Origin of the sequence: Bradyrhizobium sp. 172, from assembly GCF_023101065.1 — a bacterium.
Classification (GTDB): domain Bacteria; phylum Pseudomonadota; class Alphaproteobacteria; order Rhizobiales; family Xanthobacteraceae; genus Bradyrhizobium; species Bradyrhizobium canariense_D.
The window spans coordinates 172,611-191,605 of the sequence record NZ_CP064701.1; the positions used below are offsets into that span (position 1 = coordinate 172,611).

Genomic DNA, 18,995 nt, shown 5'->3' on the forward strand with positions numbered 1-18,995 from the left:
CCGGTCATATGGCAACTCCGCCCGCGCGGTCGAGAGGCGTTACGGATTGTTCATGCACATAGCCGTGTTGATGTTCGCTTTGATGACCGTCGCAAATCCGGCATGGGCTGAGGCGGCGAAACCGATCAAGCTGGTGGTTCTCGGCGATTCCCTGAGCGCGGGTCTTGGCCTCCCGGCCCAGGAAGCGTTCCCCACAAAGCTTCAAAAAGCTTTACAAGACAAAGGCATAGAGGTCGGCATGACCAATGCCGGGGTATCCGGCGACACCTCCTCGGGGGGCCGTGACCGGCTCGACTGGTCGGTCCCTGACGGAACCGACGGTGTGATCATCGAGCTCGGCGCCAATGATGCGTTGCGCGGCATCGATCCCGATTTGACCCGCACCGCGCTGACCGAGATCGTCCAGCGCCTCAAGGCGCGCAAGATCGCGGTGATGCTGTGCGGCATGCTGGCGCCGCCGAATTACGGCGCGGATTATGCTGCGCGCTTCAATTCGATTTATCCGGATCTGGCGAAAAAATTCGGCGTGCCGCTCTATCCGTTTTTTCTCGATGGTGTCGCGGCCGATGCCAAGCTCAACCAGGCCGACGGCATTCATCCGACCGCGGCCGGCGTCGATATCATCGTCAAGAATATCTTGCCTACGGTTGAGGCATTCCTTGGCACCATCGCTGAGCAACGGCGTTGAAAACCAGGCAGCGCTAACCGTAATTCCCAGGGTTTTACCGGAGTAAGGCGCGCGATGCTTCGCAGGGTCACACAACTGCGATAGGAATTAGGGTACCGGTGATTCGTCGCCGGCTCTAAAATTTGGATATGATCTTGCCCTGGGATCATGCCCAAGCATCGGGAGTGCGAAACGATGCCGCGTTTGTTCACTGGTCTGGAAATTCCGGCCGAGATTGGCCAGTCGCTTTCCAATTTGCGGGGCGGCCTTCCCGGCGCCCGCTGGATCGATCCCGAAAATTACCATGTCACCCTGCGCTTCATCGGCAATATCGATGGCATGTCCGCCAACGAAATCGCCTCGATGCTGTTTCGCGTCGACCGTAAGCCGTTCGAGGTGAAGGTGCAGGGTTTGCAGAGTTTCGGCGGACGCAAGCCGCGCGCGGTGGTCGCCACCATCGTGCCGAGCAAGCCGCTGATGGAATTGCAGGCCGAGCTCGAGCGCCTGATGCAGCGGATCGGCCTCGACCCGGAAGGCCGCAAGTTCATCCCGCATGTCACGCTGGCCCGGCTGCACGACGCCACCGACCGTGACGTCGCCGATTATCTCTCGCTGCGTGGCTATTTTCCCAGCAAGGCATTCACGGCCGAACGTTTTGTTTTGTTCTCGTCCCGCGCCTCAACCGGCGGCGGCCCGTATGTGGTCGAGGACGCCTACGAGCTGTGTGAGTAGCGAAGCTCTCGTGCCCCGGACGCTGCGCAGCGCGAAGCGGTGCGCTGCAGAGCCGGGGCCCATTACGCGGCGATAGACGAACGGTCCTGTACGAAACAGTCGGTCCCGGCTCTGCGCAGCGTCACTGCGTGCCGCAGCGCGTCCGGGACACGGAATGCATGGCGCCCCGCCCCAATTCACGGCTTGCAATTTCCGCTCATCTCTGGCGGTAAAGAGCATGCTCTCGACCCCCAGTTCCTCATTCCGCGAGGCCTATCAGGCCCAGATCGCGTCCGGCGCGATCGAGCCCGACGCTGCGCAGGCTGAAATCGCCGACGCCTATGCCGCGCTCGACCAGCGGCTCGCCGATTACAAGCCGCCGCGCAAGCAGGGCCTGCTCAGCCGCCTGTTCAGCAGCGACAAGGACGAGGCGCCGCACGGGCTCTACGTCCATGGCGAGGTCGGCCGCGGCAAGACCATGCTGATGGATCTGTTCTTCCAGCACTCGACAGTCGAGCACAAGAGGCGCGCCCATTTCCACGAATTCATGGCCGAGGTGCACGAGCGCATCTACGATTATCGCCAGGGCATCGCGCGCGGCGAGATTGGCGACGGCGACGTCATCGCGCTGACCGCGCATGCGATTTTCGAGGAGAGCTGGCTGCTCTGTTTCGACGAATTCCACGTCACCGACATCGCGGACGCGATGATCTTGGGCCGCCTGTTCGCAAAGCTGCTGGAGCTCGGCACCGTGGTGGTCGCGACCTCCAACGTCGCGCCTGACGACCTCTACAAGGGCGGCCTGAACCGTTCGCTGTTTCTGCCCTTCATCAGGCAGATCACCGACCACATGGACGTGCTGCGGCTCGACGCGCGCACCGACTTCCGGCTGGAAAAACTTCAGGGCGTACCGATGTGGCTGACGCCGGCAGACACCGAGGCGGACGCCGCGCTCGACCGCGCCTGGTCGAAGATGTCAGGCGGCGCCAAATGCAAGTCGCGCGATATTTCGATCAAGGGCCGCATCCTGCACGTGCCGTGCTCGGCCCACGGCGTGGCGCGCTTCACGTTCGCCGATCTCTGCGACAAGCCGCTCGGGGCATCCGACTATCTCAGGCTGGCGCACGACTATCACACCATCCTGGTCGACCATATTCCAGTGATGGATTTCTCCCAGCGCAACGCCGCCAAGCGTTTCATTACGTTGATCGACACGCTGTATGACAATGCCGTGAAGCTGATGGCCTCCGCCGATGCCAACCCGATCTCGCTCTATCTTGCCAATGAGGGCAACGAGGCCAACGAGTTCAAGCGCACCGCGTCGCGCCTGATCGAAATGAGCTCGGAATCCTATCTGGCGCTGCCTCACGGCCGCAAGGATTCCACCGCCAGCGGCTCGACCAAGGGCTTGGTCGAGACTTAAGTCCTATTTGCCAGCGCTGTCATTCCGGACTCGGCGCTTCCCCAAGCCCCGGAATGACAAGGTTGCGCTTGAATACGCGGCAAGCCCGACAATTGGGCAACCCGTGACTTGAACGGGGGAGGCGAAAGGGATAACCACCCGTCTCAGTTTTCCCCTCCTTACGTGTCTAAAGGACAGGCTCACATGGCGCGCGACAAGATTGCTTTGATTGGCTCCGGTCAGATCGGCGGAACGCTGGCTCATCTCATCGGCCTGAAAGAGCTGGGCGACGTGGTGATGTTCGACATCGCCGAGGGCGTGCCGCAGGGCAAGGCGCTCGACATCGCGCAGTCCTCGCCGGTCGACGGCTTTGACGCGCACTACACCGGCGCGAACTCCTACGAGGCGCTCGACAACGCAAAGGTCTGCATCGTCACCGCCGGCGTGCCGCGCAAGCCCGGCATGAGCCGCGACGACCTCCTCTCCATCAACCTCAAGGTCATGGAACAGGTCGGCGCCGGCATCAAGAAGTACGCTCCCGACGCCTTCGTCATCTGCATCACCAACCCGCTCGACGCGATGGTCTGGGCCCTGCAGAAGGCCAGCGGCCTGCCGCACAAGAAGGTCGTCGGCATGGCCGGCGTGCTGGATTCGTCGCGCTTCCGCTACTTCCTGGCCGACGAGTTCAACGTTTCGGTCGAAGACGTCACCGCCTTCGTGCTGGGCGGCCATGGCGACACCATGGTGCCGCTGGTAAAATACTCCACCGTCGCCGGCATCCCGTTGCCCGATCTCGTCAAGATGGGCTGGACCTCGCAGGCGCGCCTCGACGAGATCGTCGACCGCACCCGCAACGGCGGCGCCGAGATCGTCAATCTGCTCAAGACCGGCTCGGCCTTCTATGCTCCGGCGGCTTCCGCGATCGCGATGGCCGAGAGCTATCTGCGTGACAAGAAGCGCGTGCTGGCCTCGGCCGCCTACCTGAACGGCGAATACGGCGTGAAGGACATGTATGTCGGCGTGCCCGTCGTGATCGGCTCCAAGGGCGTCGAGCGCGTCGTCGAGATCGAGCTCGTCGGCAAGGACCGCGAAGCCTTCGACAAGTCGGTCGGCGCAGTGCAGGGTCTGGTTGACGCCTGCAAGAAGATCGCGCCCGATCTTCTGGGCCGCTAAACCCAACATTCCCCGCCGAAGATCGAAAAACCGGTCTTCGGCGGTTTCACTTCCGGGCCCCCGCTGCAACTCTTGTAGAGGACGGGGCGGGCTCCGGATCGGCAGTCCAGAGATCGATGTCAGAGAATCCGGGTTGCAGTTCCTGTGGTATATGGTATGCCAGCCACAAGACTGAGGTGGGCCTACGAGGTCACCGCCCGCGGGTTCAGGGAGCGACTAAATGAATATCCATGAATATCAGGCCAAAGCGCTGCTGAACGAGTTCGGTGTCGCGATCTCGAAGGGCGTTCCGGTCCTGAAGGCAACCGATGCGGACGCGGCGGCAAAGGCACTCCCGGGCCCGGTCTGGGTCGTGAAGAGCCAGATCCACGCCGGCGGCCGCGGCAAGGGCAAGTTCAAGGAAGCGTCGGCCGGCGACAAGGGCGGCGTCCGCATCGCCAAGTCGGCCGCGGAAGTTTCCGAATTCGCCAAGCAGATGCTCGGCGCAACGCTCGTCACCATCCAGACCGGACCCGCCGGCAAGCAGGTCAACCGCCTCTACATCGAGGACGGCTCAGACATCGACAAGGAATTCTACCTCTCGATCCTGGTCGACCGCGAGACCTCCCGCGTCTCCTTCGTGGTGTCGACTGAGGGCGGCGTCAACATCGAGGACGTCGCGCACAACACGCCTGAGAAGATCGTGACCTTCTCGATCGATCCCGCGACCGGCATCATGGGCCATCACGGCCGCACCGTCGCGAACGCGCTGAAACTCTCCGGCGATCTCGCCAAGCAGGCCGAGAAGCTCACCGCGCAGCTCTACGCGGCCTTCGTCGCGAAGGACATGTCGATGCTGGAGATCAACCCGCTCGTCGTGACCAAGCAGGGCCAGCTCCGCGTGCTCGACGCCAAGGTGTCGTTCGACGACAACGCCCTGTTTCGTCACCCCGAGGTGCTCGCGCTGCGCGACGAGACCGAGGAAGACGCCAAGGAAATCGAGGCGTCCAAATACGACCTCAACTACGTCACCCTCGACGGCAATATCGGCTGCATGGTCAACGGCGCCGGTCTCGCGATGGCGACGATGGACATCATCAAGCTCTACGGCATGGCGCCGGCGAACTTCCTCGACGTCGGCGGCAGCGCCAGCAAGGAAAAGGTCGCGGCCGCCTTCAAGATCATCACCGCGGATCCCAACGTGAAGGGCATCCTGGTCAACATCTTCGGTGGCATCATGAAGTGCGACGTGATCGCCGAGGGCGTCACGGCCGCCGTGCGTGAAGTCGGCCTCAGCGTGCCGCTGGTGGTTCGCCTCGAAGGCACCAATGTCGAGCTGGGCAAAAAGATCATTCGTGAATCCGGCCTGAACGTGGTGCCGGCCGACAATCTCGACGACGCCGCGCAGAAGATCGTGAAGGCCGTCAAGGGAGGCTGAGGCCATGACTCAGGACCATCTCGCTGCATCATCCCCGCTGCCGGAGCACGCGCGTCTTGCCGCGTTCGCCGGTGAATGGAATGGCGAAGAGGTGGTCTTTCCGTCGCGCTGGACGGAGGGTGGAACGGCGACTTCTCGCGTCGTGGCCCACATGGATCTCAATGGCTTCTATCTGATCCAGGACTCGGTCCAGACCCGCGACGGCAAGCAGAGCTTCGCCACCCACGGCATCTTCACCTTCGACCGCGAAGACCGGACCTACAAATTGTTCTGGTACGACTCGCTCGGCTACACGCCGCCTTCGCCCGCCTCCGGCGGGTGGGTCGGCAAGACCCTGACGCTGGTGCGCGGCTCGCTCCGCGGCAATGCGCGCCACGTCTATGAAATCATCGACGACGATTCCTATTCGTTGAAGATCCAGTTCTCGCCGGACGCAGAAGGCTGGGCCGACGTGCTCACCGGCGTCTACCGCCGCATCCACTGACCTCTCACTCGTTAGTTTCGCGAAAGCAGACCTCATGTCCATCCTGATCGACAAGAACACCAAGGTCATCTGCCAGGGCTTTACCGGCAAGAACGGCACCTTCCATTCGGAGGCCGCGATTGCCTATGGCACCAAGATGGTCGGCGGCACCTCGCCCGGCAAAGGCGGCGCGACGCATCTGGGGCTGCCGGTGTTCGACACCGTGCGCGAGGCGCGTGAGAAGACCGGTGCCGATGCATCGGTGATCTATGTGCCGCCGCCGGGCGCGGCCGATGCGATCTGCGAAGCCATCGACGCCGAGATCCCGCTGATCGTCTGCATCACGGAAGGTATCCCGGTCATCGACATGGTCAGGGTGAAGCGTTCGCTGGCCGGCTCCAAGTCGCGCCTGATCGGGCCGAACTGCCCGGGCGTCATGACCGCCGGCGAGTGCAAGATCGGCATCATGCCAGCCAACATCTTCAAGACCGGCAGCGTCGGCATCGTCTCCCGCTCCGGCACGCTGACCTACGAAGCCGTGTTCCAGACCACCCAGGAAGGCCTCGGCCAGACCACCGCGGTCGGCATCGGCGGCGACCCGGTCAAGGGAACCGAGTTTATCGACGTGCTGGAAATGCTGCTCGGCGACCCCAAGACCGAGTCGATCATCATGATCGGCGAGATCGGCGGTTCCGCCGAGGAGGACGCCGCCCAGTTCCTCAAGGACGAGGCCAAGCGCGGCCGCAAGAAGCCGATGGTCGGTTTCATCGCCGGTGTCACGGCCCCTCCCGGCCGTCGCATGGGCCACGCCGGTGCGATCATTTCGGGCGGCAAGGGCGACGCCGGTTCCAAGACCGACGCGATGAAATCGGCTGGAATTACAGTGTCGCCATCTCCCGCGCGCCTCGGCCACACGCTTGCCGAAAAATTGAAATCTTGATTCACACCTTCGTAATTTTCCGGGCGAAGTTTCGCAGCAAATAGGGTAAATGGTGCCTGTCGCGCTGGTCCTCTGCCGGGGAGCCCAGCGCCAGCGCCGTTTGTTATGCGCGAACCGAAATCGCCAGGAACTCAAGTATGTCTCGCCAAGACGCGAACGCAGCCTTTGCCCTCTCCTCCTTTTTGCAGGGCACCAACGCCACCTACATCGACGAAATCTACGCCCGCTACGAGAAGGACCCGTCCTCGGTGGATGCCGAGTGGCAGGACTTCTTCAAGAGCCTCAACGACCAGCCGGGTGACATCAGCAAGAACGCCCAAGGCCCGTCCTGGGAGCGCGCCAACTGGCCGCTGACCCCGCAGGATGATCTGACCTCCGCGCTCGACGGCAATTGGGCGGAAGTCGAGAAGACGGTCGGAGCCAAGATCGCTGCCAAGGCGCAGGCCAAGGGTGGCGATAAGAGCGGCGGCCTCTCCTCCGCCGACCTTCTCCAGGCCACCCGCGACTCGGTCCGGGCCCTGATGCTGATCCGGTCCTACCGCATGCGCGGTCACTTCCACGCCAAGCTCGATCCGCTCGGCATCGAAGCCCAGCGCAATCGCGAAGAGCTCGACCCGCGGACCTACGGCTTCAGCGAAGCCGATTTCGACCGCAAGATCTTCCTCGACCATGTGCTCGGTCTCGAATACGCCAGCTTGCGCGAAATCACCGCGATCTGCGAGCGCACCTACTGCCAGACGCTCGGCGTCGAGTTCATGCACATCACCAACGCGGCGCAGAAGGCGTGGATCCAGGAGCGGATCGAGGGGCCGGACAAGGAAATCTCGTTCACCCGCGAAGGTCGCCGTGCCATCCTGATGAAGTTGGTCGAAGCCGAAGGTTTCGAGAAATTCTGCGACACCAAGTTCACCGGCACCAAGCGCTTCGGCCTGGACGGTGCTGAATCGCTGATCCCCGCGCTCGAGCAGATCATCAAGCGCGGCGGCAATCTCGGCGTGAAGGAGGTCGTGCTGGGCATGCCGCACCGCGGCCGCCTCAACGTCCTGACCCAGGTGATGGGCAAGCCGCATCGCGCGCTGTTCCACGAGTTCAAGGGCGGTTCGGCCAATCCTGATGCGGTCGAAGGCTCGGGCGACGTCAAATATCACCTCGGCGCGTCTTCGGATCGCGAGTTCGACGGCAACCGCATCCATCTGTCGCTGACCGCCAACCCCTCGCATCTGGAGATCGTCGATCCCGTGGTGCTCGGAAAAGTCCGCGCCAAGCAGGATCAGCACGGCGATCCGCCGGATATGCGCATCTCGGTGATGCCGCTGCTGATGCACGGTGACGCCGCGTTCGCCGGCCAGGGCGTGGTCGCGGAATGTTTCGGCCTGTCGGACCTGAAGGGCTACCGCACCGGCGGCTCCGTGCACTTCATCGTCAACAACCAGATCGGCTTCACCACCTATCCGCGTTATTCCCGTTCGTCGCCTTACCCGTCCGACGTGGCGAAGATGATCGACGCGCCGATCTTCCACGTCAACGGCGACGATCCGGAAGCCGTCGTGTTCGCGGCCAAGGTTGCGACCGAGTTCCGGCAGAAATTCCACAAGCCCGTCGTCATCGACATGTTCTGCTACCGCAGGCATGGCCATAACGAGGGCGACGAGCCGGCTTTCACCCAGCCGGTGATGTACAAGAAGATCGCGGCCCATCCGTCGACGCTCGAACTCTACGCCCGCCGCCTCATCAGCGAAGGCGTGTTGACCGAGGGCGAGGTCGAGAAGGCCAAGGCCGACTGGCGCGCGCGGCTCGATGCCGAACTCGAAGCCGGCTCCGGCTACAAGCCCAACAAGGCCGATTGGCTCGACGGCAAATGGGCCGGCTTCAAGATCGCCGATCAGGAAGAAGATGCGCGGCGTGGCGTCACCGGCGTCGACATCGCCGCCCTGAAGGACATCGGTCGCAAGATCACCAAGGTGCCGGACGGTTTCCGCGTCCACCGCACGATCCAGCGCTTCCTAGAAAACCGCGCCAAGGCGATCGACGGCGGCACGGGCATCGACTGGGCGACCGGCGAAGCGCTGGCGTTCTGCACGCTGCTCAACGAGAACCACCATGTCCGCCTGTCCGGACAGGATTCGGAGCGCGGCACTTTCTCGCAGCGCCACTCGGTCCTGATCGACCAGGAAGACGAGAGCCGCTACACGCCGTTCAACCATCTCGGTCACGAGCAGGGCCATTACGAGGTCATCAACTCGCTGCTGTCGGAAGAAGCCGTGCTCGGCTTCGAATACGGCTATTCGCTCGCCGAGCCGAACACGCTCACCCTGTGGGAAGCGCAGTTCGGCGACTTCGCCAACGGCGCGCAGGTCGTGTTCGACCAGTTCATCTCCTCGGGTGAGCGCAAATGGCTGCGCATGTCCGGCCTCGTCTGCCTCCTGCCGCACGGCTATGAAGGCCAGGGACCGGAGCACTCCTCGGCGCGTCTGGAGCGCTATCTGCAGATGTGCGCGGAAGACAACATGCAGGTGGTCTATCCGACCACGCCGGCGAACTACTTCCACGTGCTGCGCCGGCAGCTTCATCGCGAGATCCGCAAGCCGCTGATCGTGATGACGCCGAAGTCCCTGCTGCGTCACAAGCGGGCGGTGTCGCGTCTCGAGGAGCTCGCGAAGGGAACGACCTTCCACCGCATCCTCTATGACGACGCCCAGATGCTGCCGAGCGAAGCGATCAAGCTCGTTCCCGACGAGAAGATCCGCCGCATCGTGCTCTGCTCGGGCAAGGTCTATTACGACCTCTACGAGGAGCGCGAGAAGCGCGGCATGGACGACATCTATCTGATGCGCGTCGAGCAGCTCTATCCGGTGCCGCTCAAGGCGCTGGTGGCCGAACTGTCGCGCTTCAAGAAGGCCGAAGTGGTGTGGTGCCAGGAAGAGCCGCGCAACATGGGTGCCTGGCACTTCATCGAGCCCTATCTGGAGTGGGTGCTGAACCAGGTGAACGGTGCGAGCCGGCGTCCGCGTTATGTCGGCCGCGCCGCCTCCGCTGCGACCGCCACGGGTCTGATGTCGAAGCATCAGGCGCAGCTGAAGGCGTTCCTGGACGAAGCATTGAGCTGAGAAGTTTTTACACCTCGTCATGCCCCGCCTTGTGCGCAATTGCGCACCGGGGCGGGGGATCCAGTATTCCGCGCCGCCCGTCTCTATCACGACTGTCACGGCGTACTGGATCGCCCGCATCCGCGGGCGCTGACATCTGCACCTATGTCCGCATTGGCGATCTCCTTAAGGAAAAGACCATGACTGAAATTCGTGTGCCGACCCTCGGCGAATCCGTCACCGAGGCCACCATCGGCCGCTGGTTCAAGAAGGCCGGCGATCCCGTCGCCGTCGACGAGCCCTTGGTGGAGCTCGAGACCGACAAGGTCACCATCGAAGTCCCGGCGCCCTCAGCCGGCACGCTGAGCGAGATCATCGCCGCCGATGGTGCCACCGTCGCCGTCGGCGCGCTGCTCGGCCAGATTACCGAAGGCGCCGCCGGCGCTGCCAAGCCGGCAGCTGCGCCCGCGAAGCCCGCGGCTGCCGCTCCTGCGGCCGCTGCTGCTCCCGCCGCGGCGAAGGCGCCACCGGCCGATGCGCCGCTCGCTCCCTCCGTGCGAAAGCTCTCGGCCGAGACCGGCGTCGATGCCTCGACCGTTCCCGGCTCCGGCAAGGACGGGCGCGTCACCAAGGGCGACATGCTCGCCGCGATCGAGCGTGCGGCCTCGGCGCCGACCCCCGTCAACCAGCCGGCCGCAGCGGTTCAGGTCCGCGCACCGTCGCCGGCCGATGACGCCGCCCGCGAAGAGCGCGTCAAGATGACCCGGCTGCGCCAGACCATCGCGCGCCGCCTCAAGGACGTGCAGAACACCGCCGCGATGCTCACGACCTTCAACGAGGTCGACATGACCAACGTCATGGCGCTGCGTGCCCACTACAAGGATGCGTTCGAGAAGAAGCATGGCTCGAAGCTCGGCTTCATGGGCTTCTTCACCAAGGCCGTCGTCCAGGGGCTGAAGGACATCCCGGCCGTCAACGCCGAGATCGACGGCACCGATCTGATCTACAAGAACTACTATCACATCGGCGTCGCCGTCGGCACCGACAAGGGCCTCGTCGTGCCCGTGGTGCGCGACTGCGACAACAAGTCGATCGCCGACATCGAGAAGGGCATCGCCGATTTCGGCCGCCGCGCCCGCGACGGCCAGCTCAAGATCGACGAGATGCAGGGCGGCACCTTCACCATCACCAATGGCGGCATCTACGGCTCGCTGATGTCGACCCCGATCCTGAACGCGCCGCAGTCCGGCATCCTCGGCATGCACAAGATCCAGGAGCGGCCGATGGTCGTCGGCGGCAAGATCGAGGTCCGCCCGATGATGTATCTGGCGCTGTCCTACGATCACCGCGTCATCGACGGCAAGGAAGCCGTGACCTTCCTTGTCCGCGTCAAGGAGAGCCTGGAAGATCCGGCGCGCCTGGTGCTCGATCTCTGATCGCTGATGCTCTGCGAGCGCCGTCGCCTTTCGCGACGGCGCGTGTCGAACTATGGAGGCGCGCGTGACGGATAAAGTCGTTGTCATCACCGGCGGCAGCCGCGGCATCGGCCGTGCGACCGCAATTGCCGCCGCGGCACGCGGCTTCCGGATCGTTGTCGGCTATGCCAGCAACAAGACGGCCGCCGATGAGGTGGTCGCCGAGATCGCGGCCAGCAACGGCAAGGCCATCGCGGTGAAATGCGACGTCGCCGAGGAAAGCGACATCCTGGCGCTGTTCAAGGCCGCGGACGCGTTCGGCACGCTCGGCGCGCTCGTCAACAATGGCGGTATTGTCGGGACCAGCGGCGTGCGCGTCGACGAGATGTCGGCCGAGCGCATCCAGCGTGTGATGGCGGTCAACGTCACCGGCTCCATCCTCTGCGCGCGCGAAGCCGTGAAGCGGATGTCGACCAGGCATGGCGGCCAGGGCGGCGTCATCGTCAATCTGTCGTCGGTTGCGGCCAAGCTCGGCGCGCCGAACACCTATGTCGACTATGCCGCGTCCAAGGGCGCGATCGATTCCTTCACCATCGGCCTCGGCTATGAGGTTGCCGGCGAGGGCATTCGCGTCGCGGGCATCCGCCCCGGCCTGATCGACACCGAAATCCACGCTGCCGGCGGTGAGCCCGACCGCGCCCATCGCTTGGCCCATATGGTGCCGATGAAGCGCGTCGGTACGGCCGATGAAGTCGCCAATGCCATCGTCTGGCTGATGTCGGACGATGCCTCCTACGTTACCTCAGCCATTCTCGATGTGTCCGGCGGACGCTGACGCGCCGCGCGGACGCTGACACATCCTTCAACGCTAAACTTACGGGACTTTCTCTCATGGCTACCTACGATCTCGTCGTCATCGGCACCGGACCGGGCGGTTATGTCTGCGCGGTGCGTGCAGCGCAGCTCGGCATGAAAGTCGCCGTGGTGGAAAAGAACGCGACGCTCGGCGGCACCTGCCTCAATGTCGGCTGCATGCCGTCGAAGGCGCTGCTGCATGCCTCCGAAATGTTCGAGGAGGCCGGGCATTCCTTCGCCAAGATGGGCGTCAGCGTCTCCGCGCCGAAGCTCGATTTGCCTGCGATGATGAACTTCAAGCAGCAGGGCATCGACGGCAACGTCAAGGGCGTCGAGTTCCTGATGAAGAAGAACAAGATCGACGTGCTCAAGGGCGCCGGCAAGATTCTCGGCACCGGCAAGGTCGAGATCTCCGCCGACGGCAAGTCGCAGGTCGTCGAAACCAAGAGCATCGTGATCGCCACCGGCTCGGACATCGCGCGGCTCAAGGGCATCGAGATCGACGAGACCCGCATCGTGTCGTCGACCGGTGCGCTGTCGCTGGACAAGGTCCCCGGCAAGTTGCTGATCGTCGGCGCCGGCGTGATCGGCCTCGAGCTCGGCTCGGTCTGGCACCGTCTCGGCGCCGAAGTGGTCGTCGTCGAATTCCTCGACCGCATCCTGCCCGGCATGGACGGCGAGATCGCCAAGCAATTCCAGCGCATCCTGGAGAAGCAGGGCTTTGCCTTCAAGCTCAGTGCCAAGGTCACGGGCGTGGACACCTCCGGCAAGACGCTGAAGGCGACGATCGAGCCCGCCGCGGGGGGCGCTGCCGAGACGCTGGAGGCCGACGTCGTTCTCGTCTGTATCGGCCGTGTGCCGTACACGGAGGGGCTCGGCCTGAAGGAAGCCGGTGTTGCACTCGACAATCGCGGCCGCGTGCAGATCGACCCGCATTTCGCCACCAGCGTGAAGGGCGTCTATGCCATCGGCGACGTCGTCGCGGGCCCGATGCTCGCGCACAAGGCCGAGGATGAAGGCGTCGCGGTTGCCGAGATCATCGCCGGGCGGGCCGGCCACGTGAACTACGATGTTATCCCAGGCGTCGTGTATACCACGCCGGAAGTATCCTCCGTCGGCAAGACCGAGGAGGAGCTGAAGCAGGCGGGCGTGGCTTATACGGTCGGAAAGTTTCCCTTTACCGCCAACGGGCGCTCCAAGGTCAACCAGACCACCGACGGCTTTGTGAAGATTCTCGCAGATGCGAAGACCGATCGCGTCCTCGGCGTGCACATTATCGGCCGCGAAGCCGGCGAAATGATCCATGAGGCAGCCGTTCTCATGGAGTTTGGCGGCAGCGCGGAGGATCTCGCGCGCACGTGCCACGCGCACCCGACGCGCTCCGAGGCCATCAAGGAAGCCGCGCTTGCAGTCGGCAAGCGGGCCATCCATATGTAGGTCGCGCCCAGCGCCGAATCGGGCGGGAAACACATGCTACGCCGCCTGCTTCAACCGGTCTGGGTCCTGCTTGCGATCATCTTCCTGATCGAAGCCTGGCTGTGGGACCATCTCGAACCGATCGTCGCGCGGGTTGTCGCAATCGTCCCGCTTGCGCGGTTCAAGCAATGGCTGTCGGACCGCGTCGATGCGCTGTCGCCAGCGATGACGCTGATCGTGTTCGCTGTACCGATCGTCCCGCTGTTTCCGCTCAAGCTGGTTGGCCTGTGGCTGCTCACGCACGAATACTGGACCAGCGCGGTCTTCACCATCGTGTTCGCAAAGCTGCTCGGGGTCGGCGTCACCGCCTTCGTGTTCGACGTGACGCGCGACAAGCTGATGGAGATGGCGTGGTTCGAGCGGCTCTATGATCTGGTGCTGAAGCTGCGTGCCAAGGCCGCCGAGCTGGTCGATCCGGTCAAGCGACGCATCAAGGAGCTGATCGCCGGCAACGGCGAAGGCTGGTCCTCCCGCACGCTCCGCCTGATCCAGCGCTTTCGCAAGAGCGTGCACGAAGCGCGGTGAAGCCTCACCGCAGACTCGCTGTCATCGCCCGGCTTGACCGGGCGATCCAGTATTCCAGAGACGGCAATGGCTACGGAGAAGCCGCGGCGTACTGGATGCCCCGGTCAAGCCGGGGCATGACAGCGCGCATGTCGCTGCGCTCATGCGGGCTACGAGCCTCAATGCAGATGCAGCAGATGCGGCGACCATGCGCCGAGCATGGTCATCCCAAGTCCGGCAAGCGACAGCAGGCCCGCGATCCAGGCGAGCGGCAGCATGCCGGTGATGATGGTGGCTGAGGCCAGCACGATGCCGATCTGGAAGGCGGCGGACGCCAGCTCGAAGTGATGATATTTCGCAGTCGCCTCGTCGCGCTCATGCTCGGCGTGCTTGGCCTTTTCGGCCAGCTGCTCGGTGCCTTCGCCGGTCTCCGGCTCGGAGCGGTAGCGCTGCGCGGTCTTCTGCCAGTCCTCGATCTGCTTCTGCACGGCCACCTTGTTGGCCTCGTCGCTCGCCGCGCCGAGGATGAGCTTGCCCTGGTCGGCCATGGTCTGCACCACGGTGCGGCGGATGCTCTTGGCCTGGAAGAACGCCCAGAGGTTGGAGGCCTCGACGTTCTTGCTGATCGATTCGGTCTGGGCGCCCTTGCCGAGCGTCTCGGAGATCGCCAGGAACAGCGCCAGAACCGCGATCAGGAGCGCGATCTTCTTGTTCGAGCCGGACGCGTGTTCGGCGTGCTCGGCATGCTCCATGCTTTCATGTGCGCTCATAAATCCCTCCTGCCTGTTTACCAACGATTGACCGAACTGCGCGACGGGCGCAAGTGGCAAGCCGCGATGGCCGTTGCAATTAAGGGTTTCGCGTCGGGGCTGATCTAGTCCTGTCCCATGACCACAGCGGAATTCATCGCAGCCTGCGTCTGGCCTTCCATCCTCGCATCCGCGCTTGCGCTGCTGAAGGCCCGCAACACCGCGGCCTTTCCGTTCGTCGGCAAGATTGTCCTCGCGCTTGGCCTGACCTACATCGGCCTGTTGCGGTTTTATGACAAGAGCTCGATCATCGCAGTCAACGACGTCCATGTCGGCCTCGTTGTTCTGGGCCTGATTATCGTCGGCTCGCAGCTGCGACAACCTCCGCTGTACGGCTCATGGCGTGACCAGGCGAAGGCGTTCGCCTCGATGATCCTGATCGTGCTGCTCGGCAGCGGTCTTGCATGGTATGCCGGACGAATGCTGTTTCTCGATCACCTGACGTCCCGCCTTGTGATCGAAGGCCGTGTCGATCGTGCGTGGAGGTCAGGTAGCCGCCGCAAAGCGGACTATCTCGTTCGCATCGCGGGCCAACCGGTGAAGGTCACGGCGCCGCTGTACGAGCGGCTGGAGACGTTCAGGCCGATGGTCCGCGTCGAGGTCGGGCGCGGCTCGAACTACGTCTACGATATCGAGTATCTCGCCAACTGAGCCGCTATCGGCGCGGATGCGCGCTGGCATAGACTTCCAGCAGCCGCTCGGCATCGATGCCGGTATAGATCTGCGTGGTCGAGAGCGAGGCATGGCCGAGCAATTCCTGGATCGCGCGCAAATCGCCGCCGCGTGACAACAGGTGCGTGGCGAAGGAATGCCGGAGCGCGTGCGGCGTGGCGCTGTCGGGCAGGCCGAGCGCGCCGCGCAGCCGCTCCATCGCGAGCTGGATGATGCGCGGGCTCAAGGGCCCGCCGCGTGCGCCGACGAAGATCGGCCCCTCCGCCGGCAGCGGATACGGGCACATGGAAACGTATTCTTGCACCAGTGCGAGCACGTTCTGGAGCACCGGCACCATGCGGGTCTTGTTGCCTTTGCCCGTCACGATCAGCACGTCGCCTTCACCGGGACGCGGGACCTCGCGGCGCGTCAGCCCCAGCGCTTCGGAGATGCGCAGGCCTGAGCCGTAGAGGAGAGCCATCACGGCGGCGTCGCGCGCAAGAATCCAGGTCTCGCGGTCCTCGCCGGCGCGCTCGTCGGCGTCCGCAAGACGTTTGGCCGACGCCATCGGCAGCGGCTTGGGCAGGCTCTTTGCGACTTTCGGCGCGCGGATCGCCGAGAGCGCCCCGACCTTGCCCTTGCCTTCGCGCTCGAGAAAGCGGCCGAACGAGCGCAGGCCCGCGAGCGCGCGCATCAGGCTGCGGCCGGCAATATCGTCGGCGCGGCGCATCGCCATGAAGGCTCTGATATCGGTGGCCTCCAGCGCGGCGAAACGCTTTAGCGTCACTCGCTCGCCCCAATGGCCGCAGAGGAAAATCAGGCACTGCCGCAAATCGCGGGCATAGGCTTCCAGCGTCTTCGGCGACAGCCGCCGCTCCGCGCCGAGATGCGACAGCCAGCGCGTCATCTCCCGCGCGATGTCAGGATCGGCGCTGGCGAGCTCGATTTGTGGGGCGGCCGCTTTGCTCATGCGCTCTGGACGTGGTGATTCCACTCAGTATATCGCATCACACTCGTTTATCGTTCGCTAAGGCCGCCTCAGGGCGCTAGCCTTGAAGCCCCCGGGTTCCGATTCCCCCTCCATGGATCACACGTCGCGCAGCAACGCCGTCTCCGCCAACGCGACCCGCATGGTCGACGTGCTGGTGCCGGTCGCGCTCGACCAGACCTATTCCTACAAGGTGCCGCGCGGAATGGAGCTGAAGGCGGGCGATATTATTGGCGTGCCGCTCGGCCCGCGCGAGGTGCTCGCCGTGGTCTGGGCCGAAAACGCCAATCCTGATCCGCGCCTGCACAACCGCCTCAAGGAGGTCAGCGAAAAGCTCGACATCCCGCCGTTGAAGCCCGAGCTGCGTGCGGTCGTGGACTGGATCGCCAATTACACGTTGAGCCCGCGCGGCATGGTGCTGCGCATGTGCCTGCGGATGGGCGAAAACCTCGGCCCCGAGCGGGTGCGCGCCGGCGTGCGCCTGGTCGGCGATCCGCCAAAACGTCTGACGCCGGCGCGGCAGCGCCTGATCGAGGTGCTGTCGGACCGGCTGCTGCACGGCAAGTCCGAGGCGGCCAGAGAGGCCGGGGTTTCGGCCGGCGTGATCGACGGCCTCGTCGACGAAGGAACGCTCTCGGTCGAGCCGATGCCCCCGCCTCCGCCGCCGCCGGCCCCAGATCCGGATTTCAGCCGGCCGGATTTTTCGCCGCTTCAGCGCGCCGGGGTCGATGCCATGCGCGCACTCGCCGCCAACGGCAGCTTTCACGTCGCGCTGCTCGACGGTGTCACCGGCTCGGGCAAGACCGAGGTTTACTTCGAAGCCGTCGCCGAGGCGATCCGCCGCGGAAAACAGTCGCTCATCCTGATGCCGGAGATCGCGCTCACCGGCCAGTTCCTCGATCGCTTCGCGCAGCGCTTTGGCGTGCGCCCTCTGGAATGGCATTCCGAGCTGACGCCGCGCACCCGCGCGCGCAATTGGGCGGCGATCTCCGAGGGCAGCGCGCCGGTTGTGGTCGGCGCGCGCTCGGCGCTCTTTCTGCCCTACGCCAATCTCGGCCTCATCGTGGTCGATGAAGAGCACGACCAAGCCTACAAGCAGGACGAGGGCGTGCATTATCACGCCCGTGACATGGCGGTGGTGCGCGCGCATATCGCAAAGGTTCCGATCGTGCTGGCGTCGGCGACGCCGTCGGTCGAATCCGAGGTCAATGCGCGCAAGAACCGCTATCAGCGCATCGCTCTGCCGTCGCGCTTCGGCGGCCAGCACATGCCACATATCGAGGCCATTGACATGCGCCGCGAGCCGCCGGCGCGCGGCCGCTTCATCTCGCCGCGGCTGGCGTCCGAGATCAGGACCGCGATCGAGCGGCGCGAGCAGGCGCTACTGTTCCTCAATCGCCGCGGTTATGCGCCGTTGACGCTGTGCCGCGCCTGCGGCCATCGCTTCGCCTGCACCATCTGCGATGCCTGGCTGGTCGATCACCGCTTCCGCCAGCGCCTCGTCTGTCACCATTGCGGCTTCTCGATGCCGCGCCCGCAAACCTGTCCGCATTGCGCGGCGGAGGAATCGCTGGTCGCGGTCGGGCCCGGCGTCGAGCGCTTGCAGGAGGAGGCGGCGGCGCTGTTCCCGGAGGCCCGCACCATGGTGCTGTCGAGCGATCTCATCACCTCGATCGAGACGATGCGCTCCGAGCTGAACGACATCGCGGAGGGCCGCGTCGACGTCATCATCGGCACCCAGCTCGTCGCCAAGGGCCACAATTTTCCGCGGCTCAATCTGGTGGGCGTGGTCGATGCGGATCTCGGCCTGTCCAATGGCGATCCGCGCGCCTCCGAGCGCACCTGGCAGTTGCTCAACCAGGTGATCGGCCGCGCCGGGCGCGAGCAGGGCCGTGGCATCGGTTATCTCCAGACCCACCAGCCCGATCATCCCGTGATGAAGGCGCTGATCGCCTGCGACCGCGAAGCGTTCTACGATAGCGAGATCGATTTGCGCGAACGCACGCTCTATCCGCCGTTCGGGCGGCTCGCGAGCCTGATCATTTCCGCCGGCGACCGGCCGAGCGCCGAAGGCTTTGGCCGCCACCTCGTTGCGCTCGCGCCGCGCGACGAACGCGTTGTGGTGCTGGGCCCGGCGGAAGCCCCGCTCGCGGTCATCAAGGGCCGCTACCGCTTCCGCATCCTGGTGAAATCGGCGCGCGGCTTCGACCTGTCGGATTATCTGCGCAACTGGCTTGCCGCATGCCCGAAGCCGAAGGGCAATCAAAAGCTCGAAGTCGACGTCGATCCGCAGAGCTTTTTGTAAGGAGCTGCAAAACTCCCCGTCATTGCGAGCGCAGCGACTTGTCCGCCGAAGCTTTAGCGAAGGCGGAAGCAATCCAGAATCCCTCCACGGAGGCAGTCTGGATTGCTTCGTCTCTCCGCTCCTCGCAATAACG

The 18,995-nt window shown here is 64.4% G+C and carries 16 protein-coding genes; 14 read left to right on the forward strand and 2 right to left on the reverse strand.

Annotated elements, in window-relative coordinates; all coding sequences use genetic code 11:
• Nucleotides 1-52 precede the first annotated feature (52 nt).
• The 12 genes from IVB07_RS00855 to IVB07_RS00910 all read left to right on the forward strand — a co-directional run bounded on the left by IVB07_RS00855 (nt 53) and on the right by IVB07_RS00910 (nt 14,130).
• Nucleotides 53-688: an arylesterase gene (locus IVB07_RS00855; protein ID WP_026233885.1), complete on the forward strand. Its 636-nt coding sequence runs from the start codon at nt 53-55 to the stop codon at nt 686-688.
• 174 nt (nt 689-862) lie between these two features.
• The gene (gene thpR / locus IVB07_RS00860) at nt 863-1,399 is read left to right on the forward strand and encodes an RNA 2',3'-cyclic phosphodiesterase (protein ID WP_007598862.1); all 537 of its coding nucleotides are present in this window, start codon (nt 863-865) and stop codon (nt 1,397-1,399) included.
• A gap of 217 nt (nt 1,400-1,616) precedes the next feature.
• Complete coding sequence (zapE, locus tag IVB07_RS00865) at nt 1,617-2,801, forward strand: cell division protein ZapE (RefSeq protein ID WP_085348694.1); 1,185 nt, start codon at nt 1,617-1,619, stop codon at nt 2,799-2,801.
• 183 nt (nt 2,802-2,984) lie between these two features.
• The gene (gene mdh / locus IVB07_RS00870; protein WP_007598869.1) at nt 2,985-3,953 is read left to right on the forward strand and encodes a malate dehydrogenase; all 969 of its coding nucleotides are present in this window, start codon (nt 2,985-2,987) and stop codon (nt 3,951-3,953) included.
• Between the two features lie 220 nt (nt 3,954-4,173).
• Entirely contained in the window at nt 4,174-5,370 is a 1,197-nt protein-coding gene (gene sucC, locus IVB07_RS00875) for an ADP-forming succinate--CoA ligase subunit beta (protein WP_018459829.1), read from the forward strand.
• A gap of 4 nt (nt 5,371-5,374) precedes the next feature.
• Nucleotides 5,375-5,854 (forward strand): DUF1579 family protein, encoded by a 480-nt coding sequence (locus tag IVB07_RS00880; protein ID WP_007604324.1) that lies wholly within the window; start codon nt 5,375-5,377, stop codon nt 5,852-5,854.
• Between the two features lie 34 nt (nt 5,855-5,888).
• The gene (gene sucD / locus IVB07_RS00885) at nt 5,889-6,773 is read left to right on the forward strand and encodes a succinate--CoA ligase subunit alpha (RefSeq protein WP_018459831.1); all 885 of its coding nucleotides are present in this window, start codon (nt 5,889-5,891) and stop codon (nt 6,771-6,773) included.
• Between the two features lie 137 nt (nt 6,774-6,910).
• The gene (locus IVB07_RS00890) at nt 6,911-9,880 is read left to right on the forward strand and encodes a 2-oxoglutarate dehydrogenase E1 component (protein ID WP_018459832.1); all 2,970 of its coding nucleotides are present in this window, start codon (nt 6,911-6,913) and stop codon (nt 9,878-9,880) included.
• 179 nt (nt 9,881-10,059) lie between these two features.
• On the forward strand, nt 10,060-11,295 hold the full coding sequence (gene odhB / locus IVB07_RS00895) for a 2-oxoglutarate dehydrogenase complex dihydrolipoyllysine-residue succinyltransferase (protein ID WP_026233886.1): 1,236 nt from the start codon (nt 10,060-10,062) through the stop codon (nt 11,293-11,295).
• Nucleotides 11,296-11,359: 64 nt separating this feature from the next.
• Nucleotides 11,360-12,109: an SDR family oxidoreductase gene (locus IVB07_RS00900; protein WP_026233887.1), complete on the forward strand. Its 750-nt coding sequence runs from the start codon at nt 11,360-11,362 to the stop codon at nt 12,107-12,109.
• 56 nt (nt 12,110-12,165) lie between these two features.
• Nucleotides 12,166-13,566 carry a dihydrolipoyl dehydrogenase gene (gene lpdA / locus IVB07_RS00905; protein ID WP_247767441.1) on the forward strand — a complete coding sequence of 467 codons (1,401 nt, stop codon included), beginning with the start codon at nt 12,166-12,168 and terminating at the stop codon, nt 13,564-13,566.
• Between the two features lie 33 nt (nt 13,567-13,599).
• Entirely contained in the window at nt 13,600-14,130 is a 531-nt protein-coding gene (locus tag IVB07_RS00910) for a hypothetical protein (protein ID WP_018459836.1), read from the forward strand.
• Between the two features lie 158 nt (nt 14,131-14,288).
• Here the strand turns inward: IVB07_RS00910 and IVB07_RS00915 are convergent, their stop codons facing one another.
• Entirely contained in the window at nt 14,289-14,879 is a 591-nt protein-coding gene (locus tag IVB07_RS00915) for a DUF4337 domain-containing protein (RefSeq protein WP_026233888.1), read from the reverse strand.
• A 117-nt stretch (nt 14,880-14,996) separates the two neighbouring features.
• On the opposite strand from IVB07_RS00915, the gene IVB07_RS00920 reads away from it, so the two are divergent.
• Nucleotides 14,997-15,569 carry a hypothetical protein gene (locus IVB07_RS00920; protein ID WP_018459838.1) on the forward strand — a complete coding sequence of 191 codons (573 nt, stop codon included), beginning with the start codon at nt 14,997-14,999 and terminating at the stop codon, nt 15,567-15,569.
• 4 nt (nt 15,570-15,573) lie between these two features.
• Here the strand turns inward: IVB07_RS00920 and IVB07_RS00925 are convergent, their stop codons facing one another.
• Nucleotides 15,574-16,539, reverse strand: coding sequence for a tyrosine recombinase XerC (locus IVB07_RS00925; protein WP_018459839.1), 966 nt, complete (start codon nt 16,537-16,539; stop codon nt 15,574-15,576).
• A gap of 112 nt (nt 16,540-16,651) precedes the next feature.
• On the opposite strand from IVB07_RS00925, the gene IVB07_RS00930 reads away from it, so the two are divergent.
• Nucleotides 16,652-18,862, forward strand: coding sequence for a primosomal protein N' (locus IVB07_RS00930; protein ID WP_018459840.1), 2,211 nt, complete (start codon nt 16,652-16,654; stop codon nt 18,860-18,862).
• Nucleotides 18,863-18,995: the final 133 nt, after the last annotated feature.

Bases quoted from the DNA above. Each gene is read 5' to 3' on its own strand.
- IVB07_RS00880 (WP_007604324.1), top strand. From the start codon at position 5,375: ATGACTCAGGACCATCTCGCTGCATCATCCCCGCTGCCGGAGCACGCG.
- odhB (WP_026233886.1), top strand. From the start codon at position 10,060: ATGACTGAAATTCGTGTGCCGACCCTCGGCGAATCCGTCACCGAGGCC.
- IVB07_RS00915 (WP_026233888.1), bottom strand. From the start codon at position 14,879: ATGAGCGCACATGAAAGCATGGAGCATGCCGAGCACGCCGAACACGCG.
- zapE (WP_085348694.1), top strand. From the start codon at position 1,617: ATGCTCTCGACCCCCAGTTCCTCATTCCGCGAGGCCTATCAGGCCCAG.
- IVB07_RS00910 (WP_018459836.1), top strand. From the start codon at position 13,600: ATGCTACGCCGCCTGCTTCAACCGGTCTGGGTCCTGCTTGCGATCATC.
- sucC (WP_018459829.1), top strand. From the start codon at position 4,174: ATGAATATCCATGAATATCAGGCCAAAGCGCTGCTGAACGAGTTCGGT.
- IVB07_RS00920 (WP_018459838.1), top strand. From the start codon at position 14,997: ATGACCACAGCGGAATTCATCGCAGCCTGCGTCTGGCCTTCCATCCTC.
- lpdA (WP_247767441.1), top strand. From the start codon at position 12,166: ATGGCTACCTACGATCTCGTCGTCATCGGCACCGGACCGGGCGGTTAT.
- mdh (WP_007598869.1), top strand. From the start codon at position 2,985: ATGGCGCGCGACAAGATTGCTTTGATTGGCTCCGGTCAGATCGGCGGA.
- IVB07_RS00890 (WP_018459832.1), top strand. From the start codon at position 6,911: ATGTCTCGCCAAGACGCGAACGCAGCCTTTGCCCTCTCCTCCTTTTTG.
- IVB07_RS00925 (WP_018459839.1), bottom strand. From the start codon at position 16,539: ATGAGCAAAGCGGCCGCCCCACAAATCGAGCTCGCCAGCGCCGATCCT.
- IVB07_RS00855 (WP_026233885.1), top strand. From the start codon at position 53: ATGCACATAGCCGTGTTGATGTTCGCTTTGATGACCGTCGCAAATCCG.
- IVB07_RS00930 (WP_018459840.1), top strand. From the start codon at position 16,652: ATGGATCACACGTCGCGCAGCAACGCCGTCTCCGCCAACGCGACCCGC.
- thpR (WP_007598862.1), top strand. From the start codon at position 863: ATGCCGCGTTTGTTCACTGGTCTGGAAATTCCGGCCGAGATTGGCCAG.
- sucD (WP_018459831.1), top strand. From the start codon at position 5,889: ATGTCCATCCTGATCGACAAGAACACCAAGGTCATCTGCCAGGGCTTT.